Annotated in this window: 24 protein-coding genes; 21 read left to right on the plus strand and 3 right to left on the minus strand. The window is 37.1% G+C overall.

Annotated elements, in window-relative coordinates:
• Positions 1-3: 3 nt before the first annotated feature.
• The 16 genes from FJQ98_RS02965 to FJQ98_RS03035 all read left to right on the plus strand — a co-directional run bounded on the left by FJQ98_RS02965 (position 4) and on the right by FJQ98_RS03035 (position 11,882).
• A complete protein-coding gene (locus FJQ98_RS02965) occupies positions 4-1,059 on the plus strand; it encodes a phage tail sheath subtilisin-like domain-containing protein (protein WP_053595391.1) in 1,056 nt (351 codons plus the stop codon).
• Between the two features lie 12 nt (positions 1,060-1,071).
• Entirely contained in the window at positions 1,072-1,506 is a 435-nt protein-coding gene (locus FJQ98_RS02970) for a phage tail tube protein (protein WP_053595392.1), read from the plus strand.
• Positions 1,507-1,530: 24 nt separating this feature from the next.
• Positions 1,531-1,923 carry a phage tail assembly chaperone gene (locus FJQ98_RS02975; RefSeq protein ID WP_053595393.1) on the plus strand — a complete coding sequence of 131 codons (393 nt, stop codon included), beginning with the start codon at positions 1,531-1,533 and terminating at the stop codon, positions 1,921-1,923.
• A gap of 209 nt (positions 1,924-2,132) precedes the next feature.
• Entirely contained in the window at positions 2,133-4,151 is a 2,019-nt protein-coding gene (locus FJQ98_RS02980; protein ID WP_053595394.1) for a phage tail tape measure protein, read from the plus strand.
• Positions 4,152-4,165: 14 nt separating this feature from the next.
• A complete protein-coding gene (locus FJQ98_RS02985; protein WP_053595395.1) occupies positions 4,166-4,588 on the plus strand; it encodes a hypothetical protein in 423 nt (140 codons plus the stop codon).
• The gene (locus tag FJQ98_RS02990) at positions 4,585-5,565 is read left to right on the plus strand and encodes an XkdQ/YqbQ family protein (protein WP_143114857.1); all 981 of its coding nucleotides are present in this window, start codon (positions 4,585-4,587) and stop codon (positions 5,563-5,565) included. The genes FJQ98_RS02985 and FJQ98_RS02990 overlap by 4 nt, the downstream gene beginning before the upstream one ends.
• A complete protein-coding gene (locus FJQ98_RS02995; RefSeq protein ID WP_053595397.1) occupies positions 5,566-5,847 on the plus strand; it encodes a DUF2577 family protein in 282 nt (93 codons plus the stop codon).
• Entirely contained in the window at positions 5,837-6,283 is a 447-nt protein-coding gene (locus tag FJQ98_RS03000) for a DUF2634 domain-containing protein (RefSeq protein ID WP_053595398.1), read from the plus strand. Before FJQ98_RS02995 ends, FJQ98_RS03000 begins: the two co-directional genes overlap by 11 nt.
• A gap of 1 nt (position 6,284) precedes the next feature.
• A complete protein-coding gene (locus FJQ98_RS03005) occupies positions 6,285-7,325 on the plus strand; it encodes a baseplate J/gp47 family protein (protein WP_082340144.1) in 1,041 nt (346 codons plus the stop codon).
• On the plus strand, positions 7,322-7,669 hold the full coding sequence (locus tag FJQ98_RS03010) for a phage tail fiber protein (protein WP_053595399.1): 348 nt from the start codon (positions 7,322-7,324) through the stop codon (positions 7,667-7,669). The genes FJQ98_RS03005 and FJQ98_RS03010 overlap by 4 nt, the downstream gene beginning before the upstream one ends.
• A gap of 10 nt (positions 7,670-7,679) precedes the next feature.
• Positions 7,680-8,501 carry a putative phage tail protein gene (locus tag FJQ98_RS03015; protein WP_053595400.1) on the plus strand — a complete coding sequence of 274 codons (822 nt, stop codon included), beginning with the start codon at positions 7,680-7,682 and terminating at the stop codon, positions 8,499-8,501.
• Entirely contained in the window at positions 8,498-10,147 is a 1,650-nt protein-coding gene (locus FJQ98_RS03020) for a hypothetical protein (protein ID WP_053595401.1), read from the plus strand. Before FJQ98_RS03015 ends, FJQ98_RS03020 begins: the two co-directional genes overlap by 4 nt.
• A 13-nt stretch (positions 10,148-10,160) precedes the next feature.
• Positions 10,161-10,568: a hypothetical protein gene (locus FJQ98_RS03025; protein ID WP_053595402.1), complete on the plus strand. Its 408-nt coding sequence runs from the start codon at positions 10,161-10,163 to the stop codon at positions 10,566-10,568.
• Positions 10,568-10,678 (plus strand): CD1375 family protein, encoded by a 111-nt coding sequence (locus tag FJQ98_RS27105; protein ID WP_277815957.1) that lies wholly within the window; start codon positions 10,568-10,570, stop codon positions 10,676-10,678. Before FJQ98_RS03025 ends, FJQ98_RS27105 begins: the two co-directional genes overlap by 1 nt.
• 93 nt (positions 10,679-10,771) lie before the next feature.
• On the plus strand, positions 10,772-11,164 hold the full coding sequence (locus FJQ98_RS03030) for a phage holin family protein (protein ID WP_053595403.1): 393 nt from the start codon (positions 10,772-10,774) through the stop codon (positions 11,162-11,164).
• Between the two features lie 4 nt (positions 11,165-11,168).
• Complete coding sequence (locus FJQ98_RS03035) at positions 11,169-11,882, plus strand: peptidoglycan recognition protein family protein (RefSeq protein ID WP_053595404.1); 714 nt, start codon at positions 11,169-11,171, stop codon at positions 11,880-11,882.
• Between the two features lie 53 nt (positions 11,883-11,935).
• Here the strand turns inward: FJQ98_RS03035 and FJQ98_RS03040 are convergent, their stop codons facing one another.
• From FJQ98_RS03040 to FJQ98_RS03050, 3 genes are all read right to left on the minus strand, one after another.
• Positions 11,936-12,187, minus strand: a complete 252-nt coding sequence (locus tag FJQ98_RS03040) for a helix-turn-helix transcriptional regulator (RefSeq protein WP_053595405.1) — start codon at positions 12,185-12,187, stop codon at positions 11,936-11,938.
• 460 nt (positions 12,188-12,647) lie between these two features.
• On the minus strand, positions 12,648-13,169 hold the full coding sequence (locus FJQ98_RS03045) for an SHOCT domain-containing protein (RefSeq protein WP_053595406.1): 522 nt from the start codon (positions 13,167-13,169) through the stop codon (positions 12,648-12,650).
• Positions 13,170-13,264: 95 nt separating this feature from the next.
• Positions 13,265-13,492 (minus strand): helix-turn-helix domain-containing protein, encoded by a 228-nt coding sequence (locus tag FJQ98_RS03050; protein ID WP_053595407.1) that lies wholly within the window; start codon positions 13,490-13,492, stop codon positions 13,265-13,267.
• Between the two features lie 184 nt (positions 13,493-13,676).
• On the opposite strand from FJQ98_RS03050, the gene FJQ98_RS03055 reads away from it, so the two are divergent.
• The 5 genes from FJQ98_RS03055 to FJQ98_RS03075 all read left to right on the plus strand — a co-directional run bounded on the left by FJQ98_RS03055 (position 13,677) and on the right by FJQ98_RS03075 (position 16,797).
• Positions 13,677-13,895: a hypothetical protein gene (locus tag FJQ98_RS03055; protein WP_053595408.1), complete on the plus strand. Its 219-nt coding sequence runs from the start codon at positions 13,677-13,679 to the stop codon at positions 13,893-13,895.
• Positions 13,892-14,185, plus strand: coding sequence for a hypothetical protein (locus tag FJQ98_RS03060; protein WP_053595409.1), 294 nt, complete (start codon positions 13,892-13,894; stop codon positions 14,183-14,185). The genes FJQ98_RS03055 and FJQ98_RS03060 overlap by 4 nt, the downstream gene beginning before the upstream one ends.
• Before the next feature lie 124 nt (positions 14,186-14,309).
• The gene (locus FJQ98_RS03065) at positions 14,310-15,200 is read left to right on the plus strand and encodes a helix-turn-helix domain-containing protein (protein WP_075807275.1); all 891 of its coding nucleotides are present in this window, start codon (positions 14,310-14,312) and stop codon (positions 15,198-15,200) included.
• Between the two features lie 17 nt (positions 15,201-15,217).
• Complete coding sequence (locus FJQ98_RS03070) at positions 15,218-15,355, plus strand: hypothetical protein (protein ID WP_198926898.1); 138 nt, start codon at positions 15,218-15,220, stop codon at positions 15,353-15,355.
• A 647-nt stretch (positions 15,356-16,002) separates the two neighbouring features.
• Positions 16,003-16,797, plus strand: coding sequence for a carbon-nitrogen family hydrolase (locus FJQ98_RS03075; protein ID WP_053595410.1), 795 nt, complete (start codon positions 16,003-16,005; stop codon positions 16,795-16,797).
• Positions 16,798-16,852 lie beyond the last annotated feature (55 nt).

Below are 16,852 nucleotides of genomic sequence, written 5' to 3' on the forward strand. Positions count from 1 at the left end.
ATAATGGGCCTACCGCAAATTAATATTGAGTTTATAGGTAAAGCTGAGAATGTTATCAAACGTAGTCAGCTAGGAATTGTAGCTTTAATTTTAAAAGATGATGTGCAAACAGCTGATACAGTGATTTATAAAAACATTGAGGATGTGCCAACAGATGGATGGTCTCCAACAAACTTAGATTATATTCAATTAACGTTTAAGGGTACACCTGGCAAAGTAATTATTGAACGTTTGCCATCAACTGCAGCCGATTACACTGATGCATTGATACGGTTAAATAATAAACGCTTTAATTACTTGGCTATACCAAGTATTGGAGATAAGGAAACAATAACCACAGCTTCTTGGATCAAATCCAAACGTGGCCAGAAAAAGACTGTTAAAGCTGTACTACCTAACTGTAAGGCGGATCATGAAGGGATTATTAACTTCACAACAGGCGGAATTAGAGTGGGTGAAAAAGAGTACACGACAGCTGAATACACATGTCGTATTGCAGGCATTTTAGCGGGGTTGCCATTTACTCGATCATCTACTTATTACGAGTTGAACGAAATCGATGCTATTACAGAAATAGAAGATCCTGACGAAGCTGTTGATAATGGTGAACTTATTCTTATCAATGATAGTGAGGTTATTAAAATTGGACGAGGTGTAAATAGTTTAACGACACTTATAGGGGTAAAAACGGAAGACTTTAAATCAATTCGAATCATGGAAGTGCAAGACCTGATTAAAGATGATATTCGTACAACCTTTGATAAATATTATGTCGGTAAATTAATCAATAGCTACGATAACCAGGTTCTATTTATACAGTCTGTAAATGTTTATTATGCAGGGTTAGGGGGGCAAGAAATACTAGATCCTAAATTTGATAACTTAGCAGAAGTAAATGTGAAAAAACAGCGTGCTGCATGGGAGAAAATAGGTGTCGATACATCCGATTGGGACGATCAAAAAGTCAAAGAAAGAACTTTTAAGCGCAATGTATTTTTAGCCGGAAAGGTCAAAATTGTTGATGCGATGGAGGATTTAGATTTAGATATTACAATTTAAGGAGGGGAACACATGGAAAAGTTTAAGTCTAATCGCGTTATTAATGGCACATATGGTAGCGTGTGGGTAAACAATGAAAAATGGCTAGATGTTGAGGAATTTGAAGCTAAAGTTTCTATTGATTACGAAGATGTAAATATGGCAGAAGATCCAGCCACTCATAAAAAAATGACAGGTTGGACAGGTGAAGGTTCTTTAAAAGTGAAAAAGGTGTATAGCCGAGGTGCGAAGTTATTAGCAGCCGATGTTAAAAAGGGTAAGGTACCCGAGGTAAATATCGTAGGTAAGCTTGCTGATCCTGACGCTTTCGGTTCTGAACGTATGGCCATTAAAGAAGTAACTTTCAGTGAATTCATGTTAATGCAATTTGCACAAAAAACAGTCGGAACGGAAGAATTACCATTTGCCTTTGCGGATTACGATCTAATCGATTTAATTAGTGCCTAAATAAATATATCGGAGGAAATATAAATGTCTAAAAAAACAATCAAACGATTATCAGTAACAGATTTAATTAAGGAAAAAGAAAAGTACCAAGTGAAGGATGATGTTACTGAGGAAGTACTTGTAGAGCGTTTAGGCGTTGATGTAGTTTTACGTAAACCTGAAAAATCTCTTTGCGTAGATACTATGAAAATGGCTCGCGATGAAAATAATGATACAGACGCAGATACGTACATGGTGTATAACACGATGGTTGAACCAAATTTAAAAGATGCAGAATTACAGAAAGCATATGGTGTTACATTACCAACCGACATTGTGGTGAAAATATTTGATCCTGGTGAAATTGAACAATTATCAGGTATAGCATTTGAATTAGCAGGGTATAAAAAAGGCGGGGTTAAGGCTATAAAAAACTAATTGATAGTGATGATGATTTTTATTTTCTTCATCACTATATACAAAAAGGTCACACACTCGATTATCTGTTGAACTTGCAGTATGACGAAAAGTTGTTCATGACTGCAAGTTTGGATAAAGAGTTGGAAGAAAGAGATAAACGTATGAAAGCTGGAGCGATTGCAACAATACCGTTCTAGCTTTTTTCTTTTGCTAAAGGCGGTGAGGAAGTGGGAAAAAGGGTTATATCTGCAGTCTTATCGTTGAAAGATCGTGATTTTTCTAGCAATTTAAAACGAGCGAGTGAACGATCAGATGATTTCGGCCGAGGTGTTACCAGGGTAGGAAATCAGATACAACGATTCGGGCAAGGTGCTACCAAGGCATTTAAAACGGTAGCGATGGGTGTCGGAGCAGTAGGTGCTGCCGGAGTTGCGGCATTAGGTGCAGGCGTTGCAAAATCCATTTTTGATATGGATAGTGCTTTTGCTACGTTGCAAGCCCAAACTGGTGCAACAGCCGAGCAAATGGAAGTATACGGTAGTGCAGCAAAAGAAGTATTTAGCAAAGGGTACGGAGAAAACATCGATGAAGTAACAAATGCATTGGCTCGCGTCAAACAAAATATGAGTAATATCGATAATGGGGAAATTAGTAAAGTTACTTCAAATTCGATGTTATTAGCAAAAACATTTGATTCTGACGTAAACGAAGTCACACGTGGCGCGAACAACATGATGGAAGCTTTCGGTATCACGTCAGAAAAGGCGTTTGACCTTTTTACAGCAGGTGGCCAACGTGGTTTGAACTTTAGTAATGAGATGTTTGACAATGTTGCCGAGTATTCATCTTTGTTTGGCAATATGGGGTATAGCGCGGAAGAATATTTCGGCATCATGGAAAGAGGCTCAAAAGCTGGCGTTTACAATTTAGATTACGTGAATGATGTCATGAAAGAGTTTCAGATCAGGGTTAAAGATGGCTCGAAATCAACAGATGAAACATTCTCAGCCATGAGTAAATCAACATTTGATCTTTGGGAATCATTCAATAGGGGTGAAGCAACTGTCGCTGAGGTTGCAAGTGCTGTAACAAGCGAGTTGAAAGGTATGGATGACCAGGTTACTGCCAACCAATTAGCTGTATCACTTTTCGGTACAAAATGGGAAGACCTCGAGGCAGGGGCTATGTATGCAATGCTTGGTTCAAAAGAAGCTATGTCGGATTTTGAAGGAGCTACGGATTCCGCATCAGCCAAAGTGGAAGGGAGCCTTAAAAATAGGCTAGTTTCGTCTTGGCGTGAACTGCAGGTAGGAATAGCTGACGTTGTAAACGGAGCAGGAGCGCAGGAGTTTTTACAAGGTGTTGCGGATAAAGCTGATGAACTTGTACCAGCAATTCAGGGCGTTGTTGAAAAAGCTTTTGAATTTGGTAATACGGTGAGAGAAAATTGGGGGCCAATTAAAGAAACTCTTATTGGTGTGAGTACAGCGGTAGCCGTTGTAGCTGCAGGAATGGGGGCTTTGAAAGTTGTCACAACAGTAACGTCAATGATTAGTAGTTTTAAAACAGCTATGGGTCTTGCTACTGCAGGTCAATGGGCTATGAATACAGCTATGCTAGCCAGTCCGCTCACTTGGGTAGTTGTTGGTATTGCTGCAGTAGTTGCGGCAGGTGTCGCGTTATATCGTAACTGGGATGTAGTTAAAGAGAAAGCAGGCGAGTTGTGGGGTAAAGTGACGGAGGTATTCGGTGGTATTTATGACTGGGGGATGTCTAAAATCCAACCTGTAACCGGATTTTTCCAGGGCTTATACGAAAAGTTTGTTAGTTTTAAAGATGCAATTACTAGTTTTAAGTTACCTGATTGGGTGTCGTCAATTGGCGGTACACTAAGTGGGGCGGCATCGAAAGTAGCAAGCTTTTTACCATCGTTTGATGTAGGGACTAACCAAGTTGCGAGTGATATGACTGCTAATATTCATAAAGATGAAATGATAATTCCAGCACGCCAAGCGGCTCGTATCCGTGCTGCAGGAGGGACGATTGATAACATCGATCAAATGATTCAACCGAAATCTGTTGCAGTGGCAAAGCCTGCACCATCGGGCAATACATCACAAGCAACACCTTCGAATAATGGTGGTATTTCACTTGTTATTGAAAATATAAATGCAAAAGGTGTAACGGCAATGGAAGTGGTAAATGAAGTGGTGCCATTATTAAAATTAAGATTGGCCAATATGTAGGGAGGTTGAAAAAAATGGATATATTTTTAAGTATCAATAACCGCAAACAAATTATTCAACTTCCTATTGTGCCATCTGAATTTAAAATAGCTAGCCCGATGAATAATGAAACATTCACAACCATTAACCAGGGTGATATTAAAGTAATTGGCCGTAGGGGATTGAAGTCGCTAACGATTGAAAGCTTTTTTCCTTCAAAACATTATCCCTTTTCTCGAAATCGAGCCTATAAAGGTTGGGAATACGTTGAAATCATTGAATCTTGGATTGGTAAGAGAGTCCCTATTCGTTTAATTATCACAAATACACCAATTAATTTAGCAATGACTATCGAAAACTTTGATTATGGACCACAAGATGGTTCGGGTGATATTTATTACAGTCTCAGTCTATCGGAATTTAAGTTTATTAATCTTGATAAGAAGAAGGTGAAATGATGGCTCATGAATTATGGTTGATTAAGGGTGGTACCAAGACGAATATAACACCAATGATAGGCACTTTAACCTGGCGTAGTAACATGGCGGAATTAGGGGATGAACTTAATTTTAGCATTGCTTTCAATGATACAAATTACTTTCCAGTGAATCCGTGCGACATAGGCGATATGGTTGTTTTGCTTAACAATGGAAAAGAAATCACGCGTGCTATTATTGTGGACGAGGTAAAGAGTGGGACTGCTCCAATTGCATACATTGGATTTGATTATGCCTTTTATCTAAATAAATCCACAGCTGTATATCAATTTAAAAAGCTATCTGCAGACGCCTGTATTAAGAAGCTGGCAAAAGACTTCAATATTCCAATTGGTAAGATCACATCTATTCCTAAACCAATATCACAAATTTATAACGATAAAAAAGTAAGTGATATTATTAAAGACATTTTAGAGACTGCAGAAAAATCGTTAGGCGTGAAATATTTAATGGAAATGCGCCAGGGCAAACTATACATTGAAAAGCGAAGTAATGTAGTGGTAACAGGTACATTTCAACTTTATGAAGGTGGTACAAAGTACGACAATCATTCAGCTATTATGAATCCATCTAAAAGACGCAGCATCGTGGACATGGCCAACACAATTCAGGTTGTAGGCAACAATGATAAAGTTGTTTTAACAAAATCGGATAATAAAATGGTTGAGAAATATGGTCGAATTACTAAAGTAGTTAATCTAGATCAGAATGAGAAGAAAAGTGCTAAACAGATTGCTGAAAATGAATTAAAGCAGTTTTCCAAAATTATCGAGGAAAACGAAGTTGAATTAATGGGCGATGATAATTTTAGAGCTGGCCGACTATTTAAATTAGAGGAGCCAGTAACAGGCATTAAGGGTACATTTTTGATCAAAGATGTATTACACACGATAAGTAAAGGAATTCACACGATGAAACCGAGTTTTGAGGTGAAGTAAATGGATCCAATAACTGAACTGGCCCTGATAATTAAAGGTGGCCAAGATGGTACAAATGCAAGCACTTCAAAATCTATGACAACTGGAAAAGTAATTTTGCCTCCACCTGTGGCTTTAATACAGCTAAATGATACGATTGATTTAGACAATGAACAACTTATATTTACCGAAACAGTTGTTACCAAAGGCTTAATTAACGGTGATGAAGTTATTTTAATACCGACAGCTGATGAACAACAGTATTTTGTAATCGATAAGGCGGTGAAGTTTGATGTTACCTAAGATTGCAGAACTTGAATTTAATACACAGGACATTGAAACAGACTTGCCGCCACTTGGTAAGTCTTTTTTATATGACTTTGATAAAGGGGATTTTGTGATACGTAACGGAAAGATGGTTGCAATTCACGGTCTTGAAACATTGAAGCAATGGATCTTAAAAGTTTTAAAGACTGAGCGCTTTCGTTTCAGGATTTATAAAGATATTCCTTATGGTGTCACAATTGCTGATTTAATAGGTTCTAGCTTGCCACGTGCATTTGTCGAGGCAGAAATTAAACGAGAAGTAACAGCTTCATTGATGGAACATACACACATTCAGGATGTCCAGGAGTGGCAATTTGAGCGTGATGGTAAATGGATGAGGATCAAATTTAGAGTCGTTACTGTAGAAGGGGCATTTGATATTGATGAACAGTTAAAGGAGGTGGCTGCTTAAAGTGGAAGATGAAAAACTCATTCATGATCGTATGATGTTAGGTATTAATGACGAGTACGACAAGGCAAAAGGCGAATTTATTTATGATGCAACAAAACCTGCAGCTGTAGAGTTTGCAAATCAGCAAAAGAAGATTGCAGAAGTACAAGATAAATTAGATGTCGAAAAGTTAACAGGTGATGAATTAACACGTACCGTATATCAACGAACGGGGCAAAGTCGAAAGTTGGCCACACAAGCGACAACGACTGTCATTGTATCGGGTGCAGCTGGAACAATTGTTAAGACTGGCGAATTAGTTGGCACAGATACAATTTTATATTCCGTAATTGAGGAAGCAACACTTAATGAAAGTGGATTAGGACATGTTCGAATACAGTGTAACGAGTTTGGCCAAATAGGAAACGTGCCAGCCAATACAATCAAAAACTTTCCTGTGTCAATTCCTGGCTTAATCAATGTGTACAACCCTGATTCTGTTGTGGATGGATATGACGAGGAAACAGATGATGATTTACGCCAACGGTATTACGATAAGTTACAACGTCCAGGTAAATCAGGAAATGAATATCATTACCGTGAATGGGCCTTAGAGGTTACAGGTACAGGAGATGCAAAAATATTTAAACGCTACAACGGCCCATTATCAATGAAAGTGGTTGTGATCGATGCGAATAAACTACCTGCACCGAATGAATTAGTGGAAGATGTGAGGGATCACATTGAGGTAGAAATGCCATTTGGTGTTGAGGATTTGCTTGTAATGTCTGCAGTTGCACTAAAGCTTAATTTAAAAGTTTCCTTAACATTAATGCCTGGCTACACTGAGGAAATTGTTATAAACAATATTAAAAAGAATATTACTACGCAATTAAAAGAAATAGCCTTCAAATCCTCTTTCGTTAGTTATGCAAAGATTGGGGCGCTTGTTATCGAAAGTAGTGGTGTTTTAGATTATCAGGATCTACTCATTAATGATTCCACAGCAAATGTTGTTATTCCTGATGATGCGGTGGCACTTATGGGAGGTGTAAATGAATGAATCACATGACAGTCTATTTAAAAGATAAGGTTCTAACTGACAATTTAAGGACAGCGACAGTATATGGTGCGTTGTTTAACGGTGACACAGAGGTGAATGCAGCAAGCTACTCGCGTCAATCTGCAGGCTTTACAGTACCAACAGATGGCCAAACATCGAATAACGCTGATATTTTATTCCCCATTGCTGCAGAGTCCTGGGGAGATATTTCACACATCGGCATTTTTGACGCAAAAACAGGAGGTAATTTGCTGTTTAAATCGCAAGCAGAATTTACAAAGAACATCGATGTGTCCAGCCAATACAAGATCCCTAAAAACTATCTAATTGTCCGATTGAAGTAGGTGATTAACTATGCACGCATTATCACAAACAGAATGGGGACAAGTTTCAGTCTTTACCTGGGGAGAGCTATCAGCGCACCAATGGGAATGTTTTAGATTAGCATTAATGATAACCGAAACAGAACTGCAGGCACAGGGCGTAACTGTAGCAACGTCAGGCACTTCACAAAATGAAGTCATAACAGAGCTACAAACGCAAGGTGTCAAAGTAGTTCAGTCGCCTATTATCATGCAAACACAAACTGAAATGATTACAAGTATAGTTGTTTCCACAAAAGACTATTTAACAGATATGGTAAAACATTTACCGCTGTATGAGCGCAAATCAACTGTTTTTAGGGCTATTTTAAGTTCTGAGGATAAAGAGTTCCGGAACACTGAACAACAGCTTGAAATAGTGGATAGAAACCTTTTTGTGGACACAGCTATTGAAGCTTTGCCAATTTACGAACGTGATCTTGGTATTAAACCAAATAGCTCATTACGCTATGACCAACGCAGAGAGCAAATTAATTCACGAAGTCGAGCAAGCTTTGACCAAACAACAAAAGAAACAATTAAGTTAGTTGCAGCTGCTTACAGTAATGGAGATGTTGAGGTAAATTCAACGGATACGCCAGGTGTATATGAGATTAAATTTATTGGTACAAAGGGCATTCCAAATAATATGAGTGGTCTTATGCAAGCGATTGATATTATTGTTCCAGCCCATTTGCAGTTTAACTATGTATATACTTTCAACACTTGGGGCTTTGTAAGTGAGCGCACGTGGGAAGATGTAAGCAAAATAACTTGGAACGATATAAGAATATGGGATGGGGTGAGCAAATGAAATATACACCAAATTTAAATTTAAAGAAGCCTGATTTAATTGAGAATGTTTTAATAACAGACTTAAACGAAAACATGGACGTGTTGGACACTGCAGTCAGTGAATTACAAGAAGGTGCAACTTCGATTCCTGATTTAGAAACAAATGATAAGACGTTGGCGGGGGCGATTAATGAGCTTAAACAAACGGTAAGTGATGTTCAAACAAATGCCAAAGAGTATACGGATCAACAACTTACTGAGCATAAGGTTGATTATGTGAAGCATCCTGCTATTGCTACCACAAAGCTAACTGGCGTTACGTATATAGTGGAACTTAACCCCGCACCTACTGGATATATAAATAACATGGGATTGGTTCTAACTATCGACGCCAGTTGTGCATCTGAATATTTAATTCAGATTAAAGGTACAGGCGTCAACAAAGTCGTTTATACTAGCAAGATGAAACAAGCAAAAAATGCAATTGCAGGGTCTATATTAACTCTTAGATATAGCGCGGATAAAGGGGCTTTTATCTTACAGGGTGATGGGGGGTCTGGTAACGCACAACCGCAACATGTGCGAAAAGGTTACACATTTACAAATGACGAAGGCGAACAAACAGGGAATTTAGTTGCTTATGGTGTGGGTGAGACAATAAAGGCACGGTCATTAGTCGATAGCGACTATATACAAACTAACGTTGCCGAAAGAATAACTGGCGGAGGCTTCTTTGCCACATCAGAAGTCGCAACCATCAATGGAGTCGAGTACGGCTTTTCTTATTACGGAACTACTAGGGATAGTAAGATTTATTGTTGGGAAGTACTGACAGGTAAGTTGGTCTACCAAAGGGCTTCGGCGTACCAGTATAAAGGTCGCGTGGTTGTTGTTGGCGACAAACTTTATATGGGCTATGAAGATTACGACGGTGTGATAGGTTACGGTTGTGGATTAGAAGTAATAAACGCATTGACAGGTCAGCGTATAAGCTACGAAAAAGCCATAGGGTCTTACAATATGAGTTATGTTAATGATATTTGTCTATACAATCTCAACAGCACGCCATTCGTACTAGTGTACGGCTATATAGGTACTATATATTTAATCGCAAAATACAGTATAGATGGTAAATTTATAGAAATGAGCAGTAACGTTGGGGCGCAATTCAACGATGTATTGCCTCTTTGGATACAGACTGCAGGTTCTACTATTTACCTAGCTAGTACTGACTGTATATACGCGTTTACATTCGCTTATCAATTTATAGCCAAAACGTCACCGTTCGGAGCTTATTCGCTAGGAGGCATAGCACCGAACCACCTCGGCGGTTTGTCAGTCTTGCATAGATTAGGCGTTTTAACTCATTATTCGACGTCATTAGCTATAGTAAACTCCATACCTGGGATAGTTCAAGATGGTACAGGTCTAGCAATGAAAGGTGAGTATTTTGCTTACTCGACTGACACTCTTATAGTGTTATTTAGGGCTACTAACAACGGAACTTCCTACAGTCTGGAAGCCCAAAAGGTGTTCAGGACTAATTACACTGTTGGTTATCCAATAAAATGTTTAGGTTTTTCAGAAAATGCATTCGTCGCACCTGTCTACAATCTATTGATGAATCCACCAGTATTTTCAAGAACACTAAAAGTTAAATACTAAAGGAGATATAAACATGGGAAAAGTATTTTTATTTCTAGAAAAAACAGACGAGCCAAATGTAAAGCGTATTGCTTCATACCACCACGCACCAGAGTTGTTAACAGAGGAAGAATTAAAACTAGGTATTCTAGTGGACGAAGTGCCACAAGCTGAAAATATCCCTGATAAACGCGCCGAGTTGTTTTATAACACGGATACCCAGGAACTATTTTACAAATATTTCGACGTAGAGTTACCGCCTATGTCACCAGAACAACTAATTAAAGACTTGCAAAAAGAGCTAAACGCTGTAAAAGCAGAAAATAAAACGTTAATGTTGGCATTGGCTGAATCAGCAGAGGCACAGCAACAAGACAAAATAGAAAATCAATTAGCTATTGCGGAATTGGCAGAATTAATAGCAACTAAGGAGGTTTTATAATGGCTAAATTATATTGGGATTTAATCAAATTAACACTAAGAACGATTGACCAAGTGCCATTATTATGGCGTGAAGATGTAAAAACATTACTCAATAACGAAAACAAGTAAACGCAGCATAAGCTAGCGTTATTTTTTATGCCTTCCACAGATGATTGTGGAGGGCTTTTATTATACAAAAAACCAAAATGAAGGATGAGGAAAATGAGTATGATTGAATGGTTACAACGTTTTTTGGAATCAGATAGTTCAAAGTTAATTTATATTTTAGCGTTAATTTTAAGTGCCAACATGATTGATTTCACAATTGGTTGGCTCAACGCTAAGTTTAATAAAAAAGTAAAGTTTAGTAGTGCGAAAGCGATTTTTGGTATTGCTCGTAAATTAGTGTTGTTTATCGTACTTGTGTATGCAATTCCTGTAGCACTTCTTATGCCAGCACCATTAGGAATTAGCGCATTGTATGTATTGTATATGGGCTATTTATTTAGCGAGATTAATTCAATTCTTAATCATTTTAAATTGACGGATGATGACAAGAGTATGGATCCATTCATTGAGTTTTTCAAAGGCTTAATGCGTCGAGAGGGGAAGTGAGGAAATGACTTATGCTATCGAAAAACGTTTGATGTCAGGATTGCCAAACTATGCTTTGGAAGCTATTAAATATGTTATTGCTCATGAGTCAGGCAATCCGAACAATTGTGGTCCAAATGCATTAGAAAATGAAATAACAAATATGAATCGAAATAAAGCAAAGGCATTCACCTCACATTGGGTAGGTGGTGGCGGTCGCATTGTTCAAATTGCACCAGTTAATCGTGTACAGTACGGTTGTGGACCTAAAGGCAATCCACTTAGCTATGCACAAGTAGAATTAGCGCGTACAGCTGACAAAGAACAGTTCAAGAAGGATTATGCGGCTTATATTTGGTTGTTACGCAAGCTTGCAAAAGATGCTGGGATTCCTGTTATTTTAGATGGAACAGGCAACGGTATTAAATCACATCGATGGATTACACATAATTTAGGAGGCACTACTCATGTAGATCCGTATTCGTATTTGCAGAGTATGGGAATTTCAGAAGAACAATTCAAGCTAGACATTAAAAACGGCTTAGATAAACCAACAGAAAAGGATGATGATAAAATGCAATTTACAAACGAGACAACTAAAGCTGCAGTACGTGACCACATTAAACAAGCAGTTGATAAAAAGCTGATTGATAAGTCATGGCTAGATAAATTCGACAATGGAACAATGACTACAGGTGACTATGAAGGCTTGAAACTTATCATTGCACAGCGTAGTTAGGAATAGCAAAGACCAGGCGCTCAATTGAAAGTGAGTACCTGGTCTTTTTTTGTTTATTCGTCATATGGTCTGTATTTAGCATGCAATTCTTTTGCTGCTTCTTTTCTAGCTTCCACATCTTCACGTAAAAACATTCTATCTCTTGGTAACTCTTTGATAGGAACTAACTTTCCACGCTTTACAAGTGAATTTAATGATTGCCTAGAAATTTGCAATTCCTCCAACACTTCTGATGATGTTAAGATTTCAGTTTGAACTAATTTAATAAAATCTTCTTTGCTATTGAAAGAGTAGTTTTTCGACATTGTATTATACCACCTAATATTTATTATTTTCTTCTCATTATAACAACTGTTATACCAATAACTACTAGTGCTGCAACTATGAGAATTGAAGTTAAGATCATCATATGACACACCTTCTTTCTTGATGTTTTTGTTTGTATCTCAATTTAAAATGTTCTATAGTTAGGGTAGAAGGCTAAGGGGGTCAGCCTTAACCTTCTTTTTAAAAACTTTTGTTGGGCGCTACTTCTTTGAAGTAGTGTCTTTTTTGTTGTTCTTAATCACTATCTGTAAGTTAATCAGTGTGATTATTAAGTTGATGAACGCGGTTAGTGCAACTACTCTTTCAATCTCCATTTTTCTTACCCCCTTTCTATACTCTTATTATAGCATAACTACATACTTAAGTAAATAGATGTTGATGATTTATTTTCCTATTATGCTAAAATATTTCAATAAAAAAGCCACTCAAATGAGTGACCTAGATTCCTAACAATTGCTTTTTCTTCGCGTCAAATTCTTCTTGCGTTAAAATCCCATCATCTAATAAATCCTTCAATTCACGAATTTCATCACCAATATCATACATATCCTTTCCCTCTTTAGATGAAGGTGCAGATGCATTCTTGGTCATTATCTTTAGATTCTCGATACCCGATTTAATTTCAAGTGCAATATGCGCTGGTACATCGTCAATGATAGCTATGTTTCCAGTAGATACTATTTCAATTTTTGAATAAACAAGTTTATTAGAAATGTTGATACTACTAATAGAAGACAAAGGAATGCTCGTTTCATCATTGGATACGATCCCTTTGATTTCATGTAATAAGATTCGTTGGTCAGTGACATAAAGCTGTTTTGTACCTTTTACAGATGCACATACAGCGAGTAATGCTTCACCTTGTTCTGTCAGTCTATCGTCAAACATTTGAATTTGTTTTGCCATTGCTTTCTTTTTGCCAAAGCCAGCAAATTTTATTGTTTCTGCTATTGTATCCATGTCATGCACTCCTTACTTATTTGTAATTTAATTCTATAGAAAATCTTGCCAATAGTACATATAAAAAAACAGACAACTGTAATTAGTTATCTGTTTTAATCAATATCTTCTACTTCTACGATTTTAAATAATTCATTCATATCAGTTATATCAAATGCATTCAACAACTCGTTGATAGTGTTTTTGGTATAACTTTTTGTTTTGTCGTTGTATAAATCACTAACTGCTCGGTTTGTTAAATTTGTTCTTTCGACTAAATCTTTTTGTTCCCACTCTTTTTCTGCAAGCAAAACACGTAAACGTAATTTAATTTCTTTCGCCAAAGAAATCACTCCTTTAAATGTATTTCATGTACTTAAATTATATAATATTTAACTCAGATACACAATTCGTAATTGAAATTTATATTTTAATTGTTTATTGTGTAATTAAGATATGTTATTTACATTTTAAATGTATATAACGAAAATGAAATACGTTTAATCGTAAAAACAAGGAGGGAAACCAATGAACAATTATTTTAAGTTCGAGCAAGAACGATCTAGATATTTATTAGAGCAAACACTTGTATTATCAACGGTGAAAGGTCATTTGAAAGGAACAATCAAGTACGGCGAATCAAGGGATGTTGTCGAGTTTGCAACTATGTTACTAGGAATCATAAACGAAGGTTTGGCAGTTGTGGAAGAAAAGTTTTCTGATAAAAAGGAGCTGGGTGCGGAATGAAAAATTTAGCTGGATTAGAAGTAAGTAATTTAATCTTTGAAACTATAGAGAAACGTGTAGAAGTTTCAAAAACGGAGCCTTATGTATTCATTATTCATGGAGTGAATGCAGTCGGAGGTAAATTGAAAAGTGCATATTCAGCTTTGAAAAAAATTGAAAAATGGGCGGTATCAAAGGGAGCAGAAGTAAAGCTCTTAGAGGAAAAAGGATACTCGTTAAAAGTAGAAATTACAGATCCAGTAGCTGCACGAATTGAATCCCACTATCGTGCTTCAGATTTAAAAATTTAAAAACTGAACAGGGAGCATCACAGCTGGTGCTCTCGATTGAGTTTTTAAATAACTCTTTAAAAGACGAACAATATTTAGTTTCAGGATCCATTAAAGTTCGGAATTAGAAAGTGAGGTGAAAACGATGGCATTTGAATATTTAGGAACATACAAAACATTTGAATCAATAGCAGATATGGACACGGCTGTAGAAAATCACATGGCAGCACACTACTATGATTTGACTGAATCAGAACGTGCCATCGTTTTCAAGCTTGCTAGTCATGCTTTGGAACATCCAGGGGCCTGTCACTTAAAGGCGGCAACTATTGCTGCAACATTGGAGATCAGCACGAAGACGGTTTATCGAGCTATTACAAAATTAGAGTCACTAGGAATTATCAAGAAAGAAACGACTGTAAAAAGCAAAGGTGGACAAGGAGCAAGCATTTACATCATTTTGCCTTACAATGTCCCAGCGTCAATGTCCGAGCGTGAAAACGTTGAAAAGCATTGTGAGAGTAAGGTTAGAGAGCAACAATTCGAAAACCTATCTTTAAACTCTTTTAATCTTTTAAGTTCTAAACATGCAAATAATATTATGAGTCTTGAAAATGAATTAGCTTTGCAAGCTGAAAAGAAAAAGGAATACATGAACGAGTACCAAGTGATGTTATTCGATTTCATGCACTCATTACCATTACGTGACGATTTAAAGAACCAGCTACATAAGTGCATACTGGCTACAAAAATGAAAGATATACGTGATTTTGTGAACGCTAAAGACGTTTTAGCTAACATTTTCCGTGATATTACGAACGGTACATTAACAATTGCTAGTACATTAAGAGCCGTATTCGTAGGGGCATATGGTAAGGCTGTAGAACGTTTGAGTAATAAATCGGATAAATCATCATATATAGAAGAAACACCAAATAGAGAACGTCCAGTACCGTTTTATAACTGGTTAGAAGAACGTGATAGTCGTACACAAATAAATAGCAGACCAAACATAGAAAATTGGCTGGAATGGTAGAGAGGGGAATATAAGATATGAAAGAACAAAAACAAATTACTATGTATGATTTTATAGAACAACCAATTAAAAAACTTTCCACAGATGTTAATAAAGCTGTTGATAAAAAGAACGTAATAGTGCCTCGTGTAGTAGGGTATATTGTGCGGAGATAAAGAAAAGACCACTCATCGCTAAGTGGTCTTAATTAGATAGAAGAAAGCATGGGTGGTCATCAGTAAAAATAGGCGACTTTAGGAGACCAAAAAGCGACCAAGCGACTGAAGAAATCTAAATTAGGCTACTTTTAAATGTAGTATAATGAAATTCACAAAAGCGTAAATGCAGTAAAACAAACACTTTTGTAAGTGTTAGAAGTTGTTTGTACATTAAATCTAAAAGCTATTACTTTTTTTACTAATTGTCTAGAGTCTTTATTTACAAAGGTGGACGCACAGAAAACGCAAGCGTAGATTTACCGTTATTTTTATTGAACAATGCCCATAAAACATAAGTTTAGGAATTACTTTTAAGTACTTTAAAATAAATATTTAATTTTTTTATTAATTACTGTAACTTTTATTGGACTTAATCGTACTAATTAATAGAATCTAAAACTAAGAGCAAAAATGATTAGTAAGATTCACTTTCGCGAAAAGGCCAGGGCTCACTTTATTGCTGAGATCCTGGTCTTTTTGTATTTGTTCCAAAGCTGCTCTTAGCTCAGACAACAGCGATAACATTTTCAGTTGTAGTATAATGGAATCTAGAAAAGCACAAATGCAGTAAAAGAAATACGTTTGGGAGTAGGGGAGGAATTAAGATGAAAATTGGGTGTATCCAACTAAATGTTGGTTTTGGTAAAGTGGAAGAAAATTTTGCTCGAGCTGAGGACAAAATTCGTGAAGCGGCAAAACAAGGTGCAGAAATTATTGTACTACCGGAAATGTGGAATTCAGGCTATGCACTTGAAAAATTACAAGAGCTTGCAGATGTGGATGGAGAACGTTCGAAAGCATTTTTATCAGGTTTAGCGAAAGAGCTTGGCGTACATATTGTTGGAGGCTCTGTTTCAACGAAGAAGGGCGATAAATTTTACAACACGATGTATACGTTTGATAACAATGGTGAGTTAGTAGGTGAATATAACAAGGCACATCTTTTCCGTTTGATGGACGAGCATTTATATTTAGAAGCAGGGGATGAAATGAATCGCTTTGCTCTAGGTGATATCGAGGCTGCAGGCGTGATTTGCTATGATATTCGCTTCCCAGAATGGCTACGTGCTCATGCCTTAGAGGGTGCAAAAGTATTATTCGTGCCGGCACAATGGCCGACGCCACGTATCGATCATTGGAACACATTGCTACAAGCACGTGCCATTGAAAATCAATGCTTCGTGATCGCTGTTAATCGTATATCGAGAAAGGTAGAAAACTTCAATGGTCAATCCATGATTATTCAACCATGGGGCGAGGTGCTTTGGGTTGGCGCAGAGGACGAAGAAGTCGCTGTCATTGACGTGGACTTTTCGATTGTCGATGAAGTACGAGGTAGAATTCCAGTTTATGACGATCGCAGACCAGCATTATACAGTGGAGTAGTTGCTAAAAATTAAAATCTGATAGCACGCTCAAAGAACAAAGCAACTTTGAGCGTGCTAATGATATAAC

The organism is Lysinibacillus agricola, assembly GCF_016638705.1.
GTDB lineage: Bacteria > Bacillota > Bacilli > Bacillales_A > Planococcaceae > Lysinibacillus > Lysinibacillus agricola.